Source organism: Methanonatronarchaeum thermophilum (genome assembly GCF_002153915.1).
GTDB lineage: Archaea > Halobacteriota > Methanonatronarchaeia > Methanonatronarchaeales > Methanonatronarchaeaceae > Methanonatronarchaeum > Methanonatronarchaeum thermophilum.
On the sequence record NZ_MRZU01000004.1, the window covers coordinates 212,501 to 227,500 of the forward strand.

Consider the following 15,000-nt stretch of genomic DNA (forward strand, 5'->3'; position numbering starts at 1 on the left):
CTTAAAAATATAAAAGCGGAATCAAAAGAATACGCTTCAAGGGCACTGATTTTGTCTGTTATTGTATTTGCCGCAATACCTTTTTGGTATCAAACAATCGGGATAGATAGGGGCGAATCTATAATCATTATTTCAGTTTTTTCTTTGCTCCTTTTTTTGACTTCATATAAATTGTATGAGTTTATAGGTAATAGAAGAATATATTGGTTTTTACAAGATAGAACACTTGATTTTGGTATTTTAGCTATAATGATAGCAATAGTATTTTTTGTATTTATGGACCTAAATATAGTAACTAAAATCTTCTCAAGTATTTTTCTTGTGTTCTATATAATTCTACAATTAAAGGAAATAATAGACGATTGCAGGGCTATTCCAAAGAAGTAAAAAAGTTTAAAAAAGATATAGTGATTTAAACTAACTTTTTTAGTTAAAAAGTAATGTCTATAAAAATATCTTTACTTAAGGTTTTCTTTCTTCGCAAATTCGTTAAATTCATCCTTAAAATCAAAAATGAAATTTGGAGGTAGTGCTCAAACATTATCATCAAATGGAACTGGTTTGGATTGATTGTCAAGGCTTAATTGTAATAACATATCATAATGAATATAATTATCATCGAATTTTTTTCGTTTTTTAGGAAGTATACTAATAGCTCCATTTCTTTGAGAAGTGACTTCAAAAAATAAAACTTTTTCTTCGTTTGTGACAGCAGCTATGTCTACTTCTATAGAAGGTGTCATTCCATCTTCTGATTTCATTGAAACTTTTTTTGTGTGGAATCATCTCCTCAATCCAACTTAATTGGTCAAGAGGTTTTGCTATAGTAACTTCAGGTAAGAGGCTTGCCATCCAAGCATTTTTGACACCTCTTTGAAGATTGCTCCGTAACATTCGATATAGATGTTATTAAAAAAAGAGGGAAATTAGAAAAATATAAATACAGCCATAAATGCAGCTTAATTTGATTCTAAAGAATTTTATTTGGTCCAAAAATTAATTATTAATTAATTGAAAAAGTAAAGTGGTTTCAAGGTATGCCACACCAAAATATATTATCGGAAAATGAAGAAAGAAAAGAAGCTAAAATTTTTTATAGGGAAGTAAAGCCTGATTATACCTCGGAAATAAAAAACAAAAATCTTACTTCTTATTCTGATATAAAAGATATAAAAAAATTACTAAAAGATATAAAAAGGAAACTCAGATACCCAACAAAAATTAAGGATTCTAAAATGAACGAAGCCCATAAAAATTGGGTAAAACAAATTTTAGAAGAAGAATCCAAAGAAGATAATCTCCTTGAATATCGAATAATTAAAGATTTGTTGAGAGAATTTTGTGACCATCTCCAGAAAAGACAGAGAGAGAAAGGTAAATACGCTATGCTTATACTCTACGGATCCTCAATTCTATTAACACACGTAAAAGCTGAAAAAGGTTTATCTATTAGAGAAGGAGAAGAAAAGATTGAACTAATAAAGAGATTTCTAGACATTGATAACATACTTAGTGCAGCACTTTTTGAAGGTGAAAACGGGGAATTAGAATTTTCGCATTTTACTGATACAGGATCAACTACTTTTAGAGATTTTATAGGAGTGGCTGAAAGAAAGTTTCACTATAAAAGAAAAAATGTCAGAATAATTTCGTTTTATGAAGGGACAAGTGGTATTGAATGTAAATTTGAATTTTCTAACAATGAATTAAAAGAAAAATGGATTCAAAATAATAAAATAAAAATAAGCGGGCGTAAATTAAAATTAAATAATCATCAACATCATATTAAAGAAATAAGCTGGGGTAATAAAAACTATTCAAACCCTAATTTTTTTAAAAGCGAATTTAAAGAATATATTTATGGATTAGAAAATCAAAAAAAACATTATAAAGAACTTAGAAAGATTAAAGATAGTTCATCCTTTTTTAGTGACATTATTGATTATAAAGAATTTGTTGAAATCCAAAAAAAAGATGATAAAAAAATAAAAGAAAAAGGCAATATACCTCAAGATATTCATATTCTATATGCTGACAAACACATAGATATCGATAGTAATTTTGCTAAAAAGATTCTTAGAGATATAGTTTATGGAAATAAATGTTCAATTTTTCATCCTTCTGAAAATATAGCATCAAAAGAATTGGAAATCAATAATGTATCTCTTTTAAACATAGAAAAGACTAATCTCGCTCCTGAATATTTAAATTTCTTAGATAAACTACATAATAATATATTAAATATCGAAGGAGAAACTATATCTTGGATTTTAGGGTTTGTTTGGCTACATATGATATCTCAAGAGGTTAATGAACAATTTAATTCAGGAATTAATCAAATTATAAAGCTTCAACATGGGTTTACTAAACGGAATAAAACAATTACAACTAAAGAGAACAGTTTAATAGAATACAAAGATAGGGACGATTTAAGTAAAGATAAACCCTTTAGCAGTATAATTGATAATATAGAAAAGGAATCTAGAGAAATTAATTATAAAGTGTTTTTGTGGGGTATTGATGAAGAATCTCGTTCTATAGATGGCCTACGAAAACAAAGATGGGGTGATGATAGAATTGATAGCCTCGAGGAAAAGGTTAATAGAGACTTAGACGACAGGAACACTGAAGTAAGTAAATTTTATCTTTTTTCAGTTCCTATTGGTGAAAAAAACCAAAAATGTATTTTAGTAGGCGTATTTTATAATTAGAATCAAAATGTCAGGGATTGTTCTCCAAAGTTTTTCAAAAACTTTTCGATTTTTTTAACTATTTCCAAGATTTGTTATTCAATTTCTTCATCCAGCCCAAATTCAAATTCTTAAATTTATAGGATGTCTAGGCAAATCCAAACCTATAGATATGCCTATAATTTTAACTATAAAGAATATATCTCCCTAAAGATCCTAGACATTAACCTGAAAACAGACATAGCCCCGAAAAAAGATATTTGGAATCTATAAAGTTTGGGTTTGGTGTGAAGATAAATGATATATGATTGTTGATTTATTTAGATATATTTAAATAATTGATTTCTTCCTAAAAGACATAAAACTCATAAACACACTTTAAATTAACTTTATAAATGAGTTATGTCAAAAATAACATATTACCCTCTACACAGTAATTAAAACAATAAATGTAGTTACAGTTTTTGTGTTCTTCCTTTATCCTATTTTTCGGATATTACGTATGCTGTTGTTGTTAGTTCTGGTTCTTCGGGTATTACGTGTTTTTCTTCTTCAAGGTATTCAAGTTCGTCTTTTTTTTCATCTTTGAGGTTTTTTATTTGTGTTTTGGCGTTTCCTATTGGTGCTGACATGTCTTCTCCTTTTTCAGCTTTTTTTTGGTATTTTTTGAGTCTTTTTTGCCATGTTTGGATTTCGTTTTTGAAGTGTTTTTCTGCGTGTTGTTTTTTGATTTCTATTTCTCTTTTTCTTTCTTTTCTTGCTTCTTCGGCGAATGATTCGACTTGGTTCCAGGCTTCCATTTCAGCTTCTTGGTGGAGTTTCTTTGCTTTTGAAGCTAGTTCCTGGATATTCTCTTTTGATTCTATATTTTGGGGTGAGAGGGTTTCTTTTATTTTTGGTGGGTTGGTTGTTACTTCGCCTTTTTTGTTTACGTAGATTTTTTTCATTTTTTCTGTGACTATTTCTCCGGCTCCTGATGTGTATCCTAGTCTATAGGTGAATAGTATTCCTGGTGTTTTCTGGTTGTTTTCTGTGGTTTTTATTGCTATTTGTCCTTTTATGTGGTCTGATTTTGTGGATAGGTCTATTATTGATTTTACTATGGGGTGGTCTATGGCGATGAATTCTATATCGTCTTTTTTCATTGCGATGTCTTTGGTGAAGGTTGCTTTTGGGTATTTTTGTTTTATTTGTTGGCCTGAGATTATGTTTGGTGTTTTTAGTTGGTATATGTCTCCGGTTGAGCGTGATGGTCCTGGTCGTGTTCCTTTTATTTCTCCGTTAAATTCGTTGAAGAAATTTCGTACTAATTTTTCTATGTCTTCTTCGGTGACTTCCTCTGTTTGGCTTCTTTCTATAACTTCGAGTAGTTCTTCATCTTCATTGGACAGGTCAAAATGATCTCTGATTAGGAAGTTTTTTTCAACTGTTTCTAAAGCGTCTTTTTGTTCTTTCATTGTTTTTTCGATGTCTGCTATGACTTCTTTTGTTGGTTTGTCTTCGGCTATAGCTGTCATGATGGTTTTTTCTAGGTCTACTTCATCTAGGATTTGTCCCATTACGTCTGAACTCATTCCGAGGTCGCTTTCGATTTGGTCGATTTTGTCAAGCAGGAGTTTGAGGATTTCGTTTTCTCTTGTGTCTTTGTAGAATAGGTTGCGTATTTCTACTGTGTTTGTTTGTCCGTATCGGTGTAGTCTGCCCATTCGTTGGTCTATGCGTATTGGGTTCCATGGGAGGTCGTAGTTGATCATGATGTGTGCGAACTGTAGGTTTAGGCCTTCTTGGGCGGCGTCGGTTGCGAGCATTATGTTTGCTTCTTCTTCGAATTTTTTCATTTCTTTTATTCTTTGTTGTTGGTTTAGGTCTCCGTATACTTCGGCGACGTCATGGTCTTGGAGAACTTGGTCTCTTAGGTATTTTAGAGTGTCTGTGTAGTCTGTGAAGATAAGTATTTTTTCCTCGGGGTCTTCATACAAGATACGGTCTATAATTTTTCGGAGTAGTTGTTCTTTTGAGTCTTTCTCTATGTTTTGGGCTTGTTTTAGGAGTTTTTTAACTTGTTCTAGTTCTTTCTGCATCTGGTTTTTATCCCATTTGAATGTGACTGTTTCTAGGGCTTTTTCTACTTGAGTGCGTTCTGAATCGGTTAGGGTTTCAGGGTTGGTTGCGTATTTTCTTAAAAGCTCCTTTGTATTTTTTGGTAGGTCTTCTGTTATGCTGTCACTTTGTATTGCTTCTATGCGGTTTTCGAGTGATTTTTTTATTGCGTGTATGCTTGAAACTGCTCTTTTTTGGTATATGACCATGGTGAATCCGGCTACATTTTTATCTTCTTGTTTGGCGAGGTTGTAGTATTCTCGAGTGTATTCTGTTACGTCTTTATAAAGTTGTTTTTCAGCTTCGGACATCCTTACAGGGATGGCTTCTATGTTTTTATCTGGAAACATACGGGTTCCATCGGTTTCATACATGTCTTCTTTAAGCCGCCGAATCATCAGGTCATCGAGTTTTTCAGGAGTTATTTCAGATTCATGGCTGAAGCGATATGGATCAAGAAGTTTGATTAAGAAGTAGAATTGGTCTTGTTTTCCTTTATGTGGTGTCCCGGTGAGCAATAGTAGTGAGTCGGAGTTTCTTGCGACAATTTCAGCTGCTTTATATCTTTGTGTTCGTTCTATTGATTGGTCGCTTCCTCGACGTGCTGTTAGGTGGTGGGCTTCATCAAATATAGCTATATCCCAACCTGGCTCAAGATTCTCTAATTCATCTCTAACGGATAGAATATCTGAGTCTGGGTCATCGTTTGTCTGTTTTAGGAAATCGATTGAGGTTATTATGAAGTTTTCTTGTTCCCAGACGTTTTTGGTCGGATGAGACCGCCTGCAAGTCTCAACATGTTGACGATCGTAGATCACGAAGTTCCGATTGAATTTTTCACGCAGCTCTTTCTGCCATTGAAAGGTCAGTGGTGCAGGTGCCACGATAAGAACACGGTCCGCTCTTCCTCGAGCAATAAGCTCTTCAATAACTATCCCTGCTTCAATGGTTTTACCTAAACCGACCTCGTCACCGATGAGATAACGTTTATCATAAGAATTCAAGATTTCATATGCAGCTTTAACCTGATAAGGCTCAATCTCAATACGATTACTTGTCAAAGAAAGAAAACGGTCATACCGATAAGCAAGGTCAAGACGAGTAGCCCGCTCACGAAGGTCACAATGCACTGGAGAATCAACCTCACAAGCTTTTAAACGGTCAACAACCGAATCCATCTTCTCAATATGAGGCAAACCACTAGGAAGCTTCCTTAACTGACCTTCATCCGTATAAACATGGAGAAGATGATTACCATTAGGCCTCTCCTCAATCTTAGTAACTTCTCCTTTACCCCCAGCAAACTTGACCCGATCACCAACATTTAAAACAACCATAAACCACATGCCCCAAAACAAACATTCCCATTTTCTTATTACATCTAAACTTTATGTTTTATCACGTACTAATATGTGTTTAGTTTTAGAATGCAGGCTCAACTGTCTTATAGAGTTAATAGCGATTTATTCTCAAACCACTATCTGAAGAAGTTGCTTCCAGAAACAGATCAATGGCAAGAAGTAACCGAACAAGAAATTGAAGAAAAATTAAATGAAATAGAGAAGCTTTATCGAAGAGAGAAGGACCGTCTTGAGAGTTATAATGAGGGGCAGCTTGAATATAATTTTATAAGACCTATTCTAGATATCTTGGATATTGAGTTTGAGGTTCAGCAGACAGTTGAGCGTGGACGAAGACGGCCAGACTACGGATTTTTCAAAAACGAGGAAGACAGGCAGAAAGCCCATGATGTAGCAAGAGGGTTTGAAAGTGGAACAGGAGATTTTTATAGTAATGCTATAGCTGTGGCTGACGCAAAAAGATGGGGAAGAAAACTAGACAAAAGAGGAGAACACAAAAGAGACTTTGAAAACCCAAGCCACCAAATACACGTATACCTCCAAGAAACAGAGCCAGACTGGGCAGTACTAACAAACGGAAAAAAATGGAGAATATACCACTCAAAAACAAGCCACAGACTAGACAGCTACTACGAAATAAACCTCCAAACACTACTAGAAAATAAGCATCAATACGAAAACATTAAAAAAGAATTCAAATACTTCTACCACTTCTTCAGAAAACAAGCCTTCACCAAAGACAGTACAGATAAATGCTTCCTGGATAGAGTACTAGAACAAAGTAACCGATTCTCAAAAGAACTAGGAAAAGACCTACAAGACAACATATACAACGCAATCAAACTACTCGCAGAAGGATTCCTACAACACGACCCCAACAACCTTGATGAAAGTAAGCTTGATTTAATCCACGATTCATCACTAACATACCTATATCGTTTGATATTTGTTTTTTATGCTGAAAGCGAAGGAAGAGACCTACTAGACACGAAAAATGAGATTTACGATCAGAATTACAGTTTAAATAGCTTAAAACAAGAAATAAAAGAAGAACTCAAGAAATCAACTCCTAGGTATAGGGCTTGGCAAACAAACCTGTGGGACCGCCTCAACGAACTATTCCAACTAATAGACAAAGGCAGCAAAAACATGGGGATCCCAGAAGAAGACCTATACATACCACCATACAACGGAGGCCTATTCAAAACAACCGAAGAAGAAGCTACCGGAAAACCAACAAATTCCTACAGGAAAACAAAGTTGGAGACGAGTACCTAGCCCAAGTAATAGACCTACTAGCAACAGACCAAAACGGCACAAGAGAATTCGTAGACTACTCCTCCCTCGGAATAAGACAACTTGGCTCAATATACGAAGGCCTACTAGAATACAACCTAAACATAGCAAACCAACCGTTAGCTGCTGTCAAAGAAAACGGAACACAAAAATGGAAACCAAAAGAAGAAGCTAAGAATGAGATTATAGAGACGGTTGAAGAAGGAGAAGTATACCTAACAACTGATAGGGCGGAAAGGAAGGCTACTGGTTCTTATTATACTCCTCAGTATGTTGTGGAGTATATTGTTGAGAATACTCTTGGTCCTCTGATTGATGAGATTAAGGATGATTTGTTGGATTATGATAATTTTGCGGATAGGTTTGCTGAGAGAGTTTTTGATTTGAAGGTTCTGGATCCTGCTATGGGTAGCGGCCACTTCCTAGTAGAAGCAGTAGACTATCTAGCTAGGGAAGTAGTCAATGCTCATGAGAAACAGGCGAAGGAAGAAGGCGGAGAGACAATCGATGAAACACACGATATACATTGGGCACGACGACAAGTAGCACAAAACTGTATATATGGCGTAGACCTCAACCCAATGGCCACAGAACTAGCCAAAGTCTCATTATGGCTTAGAACTCTTGCATCTGAACAACCACTTGCATTCTTAGACCACCACCTAAAAACAGGAAACTCTTTGGTAGGTTCAGATTTTGAAGATATTGAAGAAATTGAGGAGACTAGTGGTGATGGTAGGCCTGAAACCTCATTAACTGATTTCGGATTGACTTTTAAGGGAACAATCGATGATTTACTAAAAGTTTATCAGGAGATTATGCAGATAGAAAACGAAGAACTCAGCGACATAAAAAAGATTGAAGAAAAATACAGCGAAATAGAACGAAATAAAATAAAAAATAGACTAGAAACAATCTTGGACATCCATACCGCACAAAAATTCAATATTGAAGTTCCAGAGGACACTATAAAAAACCTCGTGTCATCCATAAAAGATGATAAGATATGGAAAAAAATCAAAATAGAAGAATGGTACAAAAAAGTAAAGGAAACTAAACAAAAACACAGATTCTTCAACTGGCAACTAGAATATCCGGAAGTATTTTTCAGTGAAAAAAATGGATTTGACGCAGTAATAGGAAACCCTCCATATGTAAACGTTTTTAATTTGCCTGAAGATCAGCGAAATTACTTCAATGAACAATATTTTGTTAATAAAAATAAGACTGATCTTTACGCCTACTTTATAGAGAAAAGTAACTCAATATCAGAAAATAAGATTGGTTTTATAGTTTCAAATACTTGGCTTTCAATAGATAGTTTTTCAAAATTAAGAAAGCTTATACTGAAGCAACTAAGAATTGAAAAATTATCTGATTTAGGGTCTAATGTATTCGAAGATGCAACCGTATCTACTATGATATTGATTTTAAGTCAAAATGAGGCTTCCGATTTTAAATTAGTAGATATTGAAGAATCAGGCAAGGAAATTGAACAGAAGGTAATCCCTATAGACCACTGCTTGAACGATAATTACATTATTAATTTAGATATTGATAAAAAAACTGCTAGAATTTTCGATAAAATCGAAAAGAATCGTAAATTAGGAGATTATGCGAATTTCTCACTTGGAATTAAAACAGCTGACAATGACAGGTTTTTATCGAATCAAAGAACCGAGAAATATACAGAACCTGTTCTTAGAGGTAAAGAAATCGAAAGGTATTGGATTGAATCACCATCTGAGTATATGTGGTACAGTCCTGAAAAAATGAAAGAAAGAAAGGGTGCTGGTCCCAGAAGCAGGGATTTTTTCGATCTTCATAAAAAGATTGTTCTACAAGAAATTAGTGGTGAGAGCATAGTCTCTGCTATTGATTATGATCAAAGATTCCCTCTAGATACTGTAAATGTAATTTATGAGATAGATAAGATTAGAATGGAAAATCTGGTAAGTATTCTAAATTCAAAGTTGATTAATCTCTGGTACGGTTCACAATATAAAGGAATACATGTAAAACTAAATGAATTAGCTAGAATTCCGGTAACCACTGGAAACAAACAGTTAATAGAATCGACCAAAGAAATTCAAGGGTTGAAAAAGGAATTTAAGAGAATTAACCTTAATATCAAGGATTACCTTGGTAATTACTCTATCGGCAAAACCATAAATGACCTTTACACTCCTGTTAAGGGTCTTTCTGACACTATCCTGACCGATACTATTTCTGAAAAGGACAAACTTAGAATTGGTGATGTTGAATTTCAAGAAAAAGATAGTCAATTAATTTTAAAGGTCACAGCTCGTTACAAGCCAAATGAAGATGAAGATTTTAACCAAAATGGGCTTGATCGGTGGGGTTATCTCGAAACTAATTTCATTCCTGCTATGACATTTTCTGGTTCCGATAAAGAGTTATTTTTGATTCGTGAATTCACTAAACTGGCTATTAATAAAGGAGGAGGCTTCGCTAATTTTAGAAAAACAGCTACTAAAACTAAATCTTTAATAAACCGTTTAGAAGAGCTAACTTTACCAAAAATTGAAAACGTAAGTACGAGCCTCAAAAAGTATATGGAGCAGAAAGAAAAGGCTGAGAGGCTAGAAAAGGAAATCCAAGAAATTGATAATGAGATAAACGCAATAGTTTTTGATCTATATGATTTGACTAAAGAAGAGGTTAAGATTGTTTTAAATTCACTGGATACGGAAGAAGAGGTTAAAGAAGACATTATAAATAAGTTTATAGATTTACAAGGAAACTCTGAAGAGACTTAAAAACAATTATTTTTTTATTTATTAGTCTATAAAGGCCTATTAGCTTTGGATTGAAAACAATTTTTCGATAAAATAGTTATCTAATTTCTTGTAGTGCTAATTATAAATATAGTTGAAGTTTATGATTCTATTGTTTCCGTTTTTATATGAAAACGGAAGAAAAAGAGGTATATAATGGATAAAACAGGCTATAAAACACAAAATAGACACCATAAATTACCGAAATACCATAGAGAAACGGAAATACAGAAAATGCTAGAAAAATCCGATCAACAAAACCAAAGAGACTACCTAATACTAAAAATCCTATGGAGCACCGGCCTACGAGGAAGCGAATTAATCTCATTACAAAAGAAAGATCTCGAGTTCAATGAAAAAAGGATAATAGTAAGGAATGGTAAGGGTGGGAAAGACAGAGTGGTACCAGTACCCCAGGAAATCAAGAATCTGTTGAAGATGTGGACAAACAACCTAAACAAAGATGACCTTGTGTTCGATATTTCTTCACGGACACTAAGGAATATAGTTTATAAGTATGCTGGAAAATGTGATTTTACATCTAAGCCGCATAAATGGCGGCACAGCTTCGCAATCCACTGCCTCAAGAATGGAATGGACCTAAGGACACTTCAAAAGATACTGGGTCACACCTCACTTTCAACCACACAGATATACTTAGATGTAGTGGCTGAAGACGTACAAAAAGAGTATGAGAAAGTTTGGGGATAAGTGTACTTCATTTTTTTATTTTTTTTGTCTTGTGTGCTGTCTGTCTTATGCTGTTTGTTGAGCTGTTACTGTTTTGTTGTGCTTGAGTTGAATTAGGCTATATTTTTATGTTGAAAAATATAAGAAAGACAGCAGAATCACATTAAGAGTATATGTTATCAAACCAATCTATAGGTTTATTTAGGCATCGACACCCCTTTTTCTCCCCTCTCTGAACATCTCTAAAACCCAGAAAAATAACATAAAAAAACCGATCTCCACAACAGAGGGAGGGCTCCCTACCATTAAACTCTGGAGCAGGACCCCCGGCAAGGGCCGGAGTAAGACCTCAAGGGAGGGGGATATCTAAAAAGTTCACCTCCCCCCAACCAGTATCCCTAAACGTCAGGAAACCTCTATTCTTCATTTTCAACAACCCAAATCTATCTTGATGTTGTAGCTGACGACATACAGAAAGGATATACAAAAATCTGGGGGTAAAAATTTCTTACTATTTTACTACTTATCTGTTCATAATTTTTCTACCTGAATAAAAAAGAATTGCTCCAAGTAGAGCTACAATAATAGCTATCAACCACGCAATATACATTCCTAGAGAATCTGGGTAAACATAACCCCCTGTAACCCCTATCAAAAAAGCTAATAGAACTACGATAATACCTGCTATGCTAACCGCAAAACCCCAAAACATTGATTTAATTTCATCAAACATACATGAAAATACGTAAAACCCAATAAAAAAACTTTTCAATCTATGTGGTATTATAGAATCTATTAGTATTATTATAGAATCTATTAGTATTATGTAAAATAAAGGAGGAAAGCGAACCAAATTCCTATTATTAATGTTATAGCGATTATGTGTTTAAGTGCCCATAACGTTATGCTTATTATTCTTTTGGTTTTCCTTTTTGTTTTATATACTATTCTTTTAAAAGTTCTTTTAATGCGTTTGAGTGTATTTAGCTTACGTTTTTTGGTTAAAGATTTTTCTTCTCTTATTTTCTGTTCCGTAACTTTCTTTTTCTTTTTTTCAGTATCTTTTCGTTTGGTTTGGTGTTCAACTTGTTTTTGAGAGAATACAGTATAACTACATTTATAGCATTTTTCAGGATTAAATTTATACGTTTCACCACACCTTTCACATTCCCATCTAAAATCCATCAATTGTTTCTATAATAAACCACGACCTATATATTTTTTTTAGAAAATCCCGAACAACCAAAAAAACACGGTATGATACAAAAAAAGGTTATTTAACGAGGAAATATCTGTGTATGGCGGTATAAGTTCTATTCTTTGTTCAGTGTGTTTAGATGTAGAGTATGAAGATGATTCCAATTCCTATTATTATTGCTATAAATAGTATATGTTTAAGTGACTGTTTTATTCTATCTCTATTTTCTTTATGTTTTTCTTCTGAATTTTCTTCTTTTATTTTTTCTTCTTTAAACTCTGTATTTCCACAATGGCTGCATTCAGATGGTTTTTTGTAATGTATTACTCCACATAACTTGCATACCCATCTTTTATCTTTCTTTTCAGTTCCTTTCTGATTGAAAACAGTATATCCACAATTCGAGCATTCTTTAGGTTCTGCGTAATAGTATTTCCCACACCTTTCACATTGCCATTTAAAATTCATTGATTGTTTTTTGATAATAACACGCTACCTATATATTTTTTAGCAATATGGATATCCATAAACAACAGGTTTTAAATTTATGCACCAAAAACCTCTAACCAAAAATCTAAAAAAACTATTAAGACTAAGAGGTTTTCTAAATAGATATCAGAGATTCCACCTAAAGGAAGAATCTAAGGGAAGGCATGGTTATTCGATGTAAAGATAAAGAAACCAGAGAATATTTAAAACGGTGCGGGGCAAATGTCCTTTAAAAAAATAATCTGTTTAAAAAAGAGGATCCAATTTATCAATAGAGTGTGATTTTTTTGGTTGATGAAAAGCTGTTACCTCATCCATTTTACCTTTCTGCAACTAAGAGGAAAAGTGAGAATCCTAGGTTATTTAGGCCAAAAGAACTCAGAGAATATGTTTTTCCCGGTTTAGGGTTAGTTATGTACGATTTATTTTGGGTGAAATATTCTCTCTATCTTAAATTAGAAAGAAATTTTGATTTAGCAAAGCAGGATCGGCTCTTCCTATGGGCGGAAAAAAATGGGAAAAAAGAGCCCGAAGAAAGTGTTCTTTACTATTCTCTTCTTTCGAGATATTTCAGTCAAATAAAAGAGATTAAAGATGTAAGCGTTGGGAAAAGAGCCGCAAGTGGATGGCTTTTTAAAAAGAAATGGACGGACAGGATTATTCATGAAATAGAAATATTTGCCAAAGGAACAGATGAATTTGATTTTCAAGAATTTGTTGATAAAGTTTTTTCCTCGGAATTCAAAACAAAATGTGATAGGAACGAGGTGGATTTAGTACCTATTTTAGAGGAATCAATGGGGGCGAATCGACCTTCAAGTGATGATACTGAAGAGAGAGTTAAAGAAGCTATTACAAGTTTTGTTAAAGGGCTTGGAAAGGTTTTTGAAGTTGAGGAGGATCTACATGGAATCGATAATAATGAGGTTGTTATTGGTCCGAATATTGATTTTACAGAGAGAGTGCTTGGAAAAGTAAGCGATAGCGATCTACAGCCTTTGGCAAATACAGATTATCGGTTTAATAAAAGGGAAATAAAAGCTTTTATTCACGCCTTAAACTCAACTGAAAAAGGAAGTTATCTTCTAAGATCATTTATTTTAATTGCATATTTTAACCCTACATCAACAGGTAATTCCATAAAAGATAAACTTAGGCGTGTTTCTCATTTATATAAAGAAGATGAAAACTTCTCAAATCAGGCTAAAAGTAAGTTTAAAGGAATAAATATTCCAGAAAAAATTTTGGAGGGGCTAGAAGAATCTTGCTTCTTTTGGGATTTAAACTTCTTTCTTGGTGATGGAGAAGATATTGCAAGAAAACTTCTAAATGAGAAGAAAAAAGAGGAAAAAAGCTCTTTATCTTTAAAAGATGTAGAGAGATATTTTAAGAATAGCAAAAACCCTAAAGTTGACTATATCGAGGAGATATACAAACGTCTACAGGAAAGGTGGCAAACAAATTTTCCTCACTTCATAGAAGATTTAAAAGAAAGAAATGAATCAGATGTTGCAGAATACATGGAGATTTTGTCAGACTGTATAGAAGGAAATTTAGAGATAGAAGAGGCATTTATGAAATTGTTGGAAAATCAAGATACAATTGAAAAGGAAGCAGATGATTTATACATAATAATAAAACCTTACAGTGATAGTTCACCTAGCGCCTCATTTTACGCTGTAAACCAGGCTATAAACTGGACAAGACGTGTAGTGGAAGGTAGTAGGAATGGTTAATGGAAGTTTTGATAGTTCCTTGATTGACTTAGGAACTAAATTTAAAGAAGACTTAAAGTCTGGTGAATTCAATAATTTTCTATTTATAACATATGGGATAGAGCCTGGGCTAATCGAATGGTTTCCAAAAGGAAGCGATATAACTATTCTAACTCGGAGACAAGAAATCGAGAAAATAATAAACTCCGAATATTCTGATAAGGTCAAAACCAAAATATTAGACAGTCATGCCAAAATCTATCTCATGTGGAACCAAAAAGAGATTAGATGTTGGCTGGGTTCATTCAATTTTACCGGAGGTGGTCTCTTTAGCAATATTGAATGGTGCTCTTTCTTTACTGGAGAGCTAGAAGCCCCGCTAGAAAAAAGCAAAATGGAAGAGGAGAATTTCAATCCAAACCTCACTGATAAATGCGAGGTCAATCAGATCCTAGACTTCAGTAGTAGTATTTTAGCCAAAAGAGATCCACAATTAACGGACAACTTATTTGAAAACTCTAAGTTTCCTCTAATCTTGCTACACTCAGATGGTTCAAATACCCTTAAAAAGTCTATTGAAAAAATAATTGATGATAAAATTCTTAAGGAAATAGTATACATAACCCCTTTTTTTAGTAAAGAAGGAATAATGAATATAATTCC

General features: G+C 33.7%; 12 protein-coding genes (2 of these 12 only partly in view). 8 read left to right on the plus strand and 4 right to left on the minus strand.

All coding sequences use genetic code 11. The features are described 5' to 3' along the window. Positions 1 to 387: the 3' portion of a hypothetical protein gene (locus tag AMET1_RS06030; RefSeq protein ID WP_086637588.1), read on the plus strand. Its footprint begins 204 nt before the window's first position; only the last 387 of its 591 coding nucleotides appear in the window; the start codon falls outside the window, past its left edge; its stop codon occupies positions 385 to 387. Between the two features lie 146 nt (positions 388 to 533). Here AMET1_RS06030 and AMET1_RS06035 read toward each other — a convergent pair whose 3' ends face one another. Continuing rightward, positions 534 to 761 (minus strand): hypothetical protein, encoded by a 228-nt coding sequence (locus tag AMET1_RS06035; protein ID WP_086637589.1) that lies wholly within the window; start codon positions 759 to 761, stop codon positions 534 to 536. A gap of 276 nt (positions 762 to 1,037) precedes the next feature. On the opposite strand from AMET1_RS06035, the gene AMET1_RS06040 reads away from it, so the two are divergent. Further along, entirely contained in the window at positions 1,038 to 2,711 is a 1,674-nt protein-coding gene (locus AMET1_RS06040; RefSeq protein WP_086637590.1) for a hypothetical protein, read from the plus strand. Positions 2,712 to 3,172: 461 nt separating this feature from the next. Here AMET1_RS06040 and AMET1_RS06045 read toward each other — a convergent pair whose 3' ends face one another. Further along, positions 3,173 to 6,127: a DEAD/DEAH box helicase gene (locus tag AMET1_RS06045; protein ID WP_086637591.1), complete on the minus strand. Its 2,955-nt coding sequence runs from the start codon at positions 6,125 to 6,127 to the stop codon at positions 3,173 to 3,175. A 90-nt stretch (positions 6,128 to 6,217) separates the two neighbouring features. Between AMET1_RS06045 and AMET1_RS08065 the strand changes: the two genes are divergently transcribed. From AMET1_RS08065 to AMET1_RS06055, 3 genes are all read left to right on the plus strand, one after another. Continuing rightward, on the plus strand, positions 6,218 to 7,429 hold the full coding sequence (locus tag AMET1_RS08065) for a hypothetical protein (RefSeq protein WP_236629447.1): 1,212 nt from the start codon (positions 6,218 to 6,220) through the stop codon (positions 7,427 to 7,429). A 293-nt stretch (positions 7,430 to 7,722) separates the two neighbouring features. Continuing rightward, positions 7,723 to 10,227, plus strand: a complete 2,505-nt coding sequence (locus AMET1_RS06050; RefSeq protein ID WP_236629471.1) for an Eco57I restriction-modification methylase domain-containing protein — start codon at positions 7,723 to 7,725, stop codon at positions 10,225 to 10,227. A 174-nt stretch (positions 10,228 to 10,401) separates the two neighbouring features. Continuing rightward, positions 10,402 to 10,956, plus strand: coding sequence for a tyrosine-type recombinase/integrase (locus AMET1_RS06055; RefSeq protein WP_086637593.1), 555 nt, complete (start codon positions 10,402 to 10,404; stop codon positions 10,954 to 10,956). A gap of 502 nt (positions 10,957 to 11,458) precedes the next feature. On the opposite strand, the gene AMET1_RS06060 is transcribed toward AMET1_RS06055, so the two are convergent. Together AMET1_RS06060 and AMET1_RS06070 are read right to left on the minus strand one after the other, a co-directional pair. Continuing rightward, the gene (locus AMET1_RS06060) at positions 11,459 to 11,668 is read right to left on the minus strand and encodes a hypothetical protein (RefSeq protein WP_086637594.1); all 210 of its coding nucleotides are present in this window, start codon (positions 11,666 to 11,668) and stop codon (positions 11,459 to 11,461) included. A 600-nt stretch (positions 11,669 to 12,268) separates the two neighbouring features. Then, on the minus strand, positions 12,269 to 12,601 hold the full coding sequence (locus AMET1_RS06070) for a hypothetical protein (RefSeq protein ID WP_086637596.1): 333 nt from the start codon (positions 12,599 to 12,601) through the stop codon (positions 12,269 to 12,271). Positions 12,602 to 12,680: 79 nt separating this feature from the next. On the opposite strand from AMET1_RS06070, the gene AMET1_RS08095 reads away from it, so the two are divergent. The 3 genes from AMET1_RS08095 to AMET1_RS06080 all read left to right on the plus strand — a co-directional run. Beyond that, complete coding sequence (locus AMET1_RS08095) at positions 12,681 to 12,803, plus strand: hypothetical protein (RefSeq protein WP_269087998.1); 123 nt, start codon at positions 12,681 to 12,683, stop codon at positions 12,801 to 12,803. A 106-nt stretch (positions 12,804 to 12,909) separates the two neighbouring features. Further along, on the plus strand, positions 12,910 to 14,358 hold the full coding sequence (locus AMET1_RS06075; protein WP_086637597.1) for a hypothetical protein: 1,449 nt from the start codon (positions 12,910 to 12,912) through the stop codon (positions 14,356 to 14,358). Next, positions 14,351 to 15,000, plus strand: the 5' end (the start) of a protein-coding gene (locus AMET1_RS06080; RefSeq protein WP_086637598.1) for a phospholipase D family protein. Its footprint extends 2,233 nt past the window's final position; 650 of the gene's 2,883 nt are visible here — the first part of the coding sequence; its start codon is at positions 14,351 to 14,353; its stop codon lies off the right edge, out of view. The genes AMET1_RS06075 and AMET1_RS06080 overlap by 8 nt, the downstream gene beginning before the upstream one ends.

Excerpts from the sequence above, each read along its gene's own strand:
- AMET1_RS06035 (WP_086637589.1), bottom strand. The coding sequence starts at position 761 with ATGAAATCAGAAGATGGAATGACACCTTCTATAGAAGTAGACATAGCT.
- AMET1_RS06040 (WP_086637590.1), top strand. The coding sequence starts at position 1,038 with ATGCCACACCAAAATATATTATCGGAAAATGAAGAAAGAAAAGAAGCT.
- AMET1_RS06045 (WP_086637591.1), bottom strand. The coding sequence starts at position 6,127 with ATGGTTGTTTTAAATGTTGGTGATCGGGTCAAGTTTGCTGGGGGTAAA.
- AMET1_RS08065 (WP_236629447.1), top strand. The coding sequence starts at position 6,218 with ATGCAGGCTCAACTGTCTTATAGAGTTAATAGCGATTTATTCTCAAAC.
- AMET1_RS06055 (WP_086637593.1), top strand. The coding sequence starts at position 10,402 with ATGGATAAAACAGGCTATAAAACACAAAATAGACACCATAAATTACCG.
- AMET1_RS06060 (WP_086637594.1), bottom strand. The coding sequence starts at position 11,668 with ATGTTTGATGAAATTAAATCAATGTTTTGGGGTTTTGCGGTTAGCATA.
- AMET1_RS06070 (WP_086637596.1), bottom strand. The coding sequence starts at position 12,601 with ATGAATTTTAAATGGCAATGTGAAAGGTGTGGGAAATACTATTACGCA.
- AMET1_RS08095 (WP_269087998.1), top strand. The coding sequence starts at position 12,681 with ATGCACCAAAAACCTCTAACCAAAAATCTAAAAAAACTATTAAGACTA.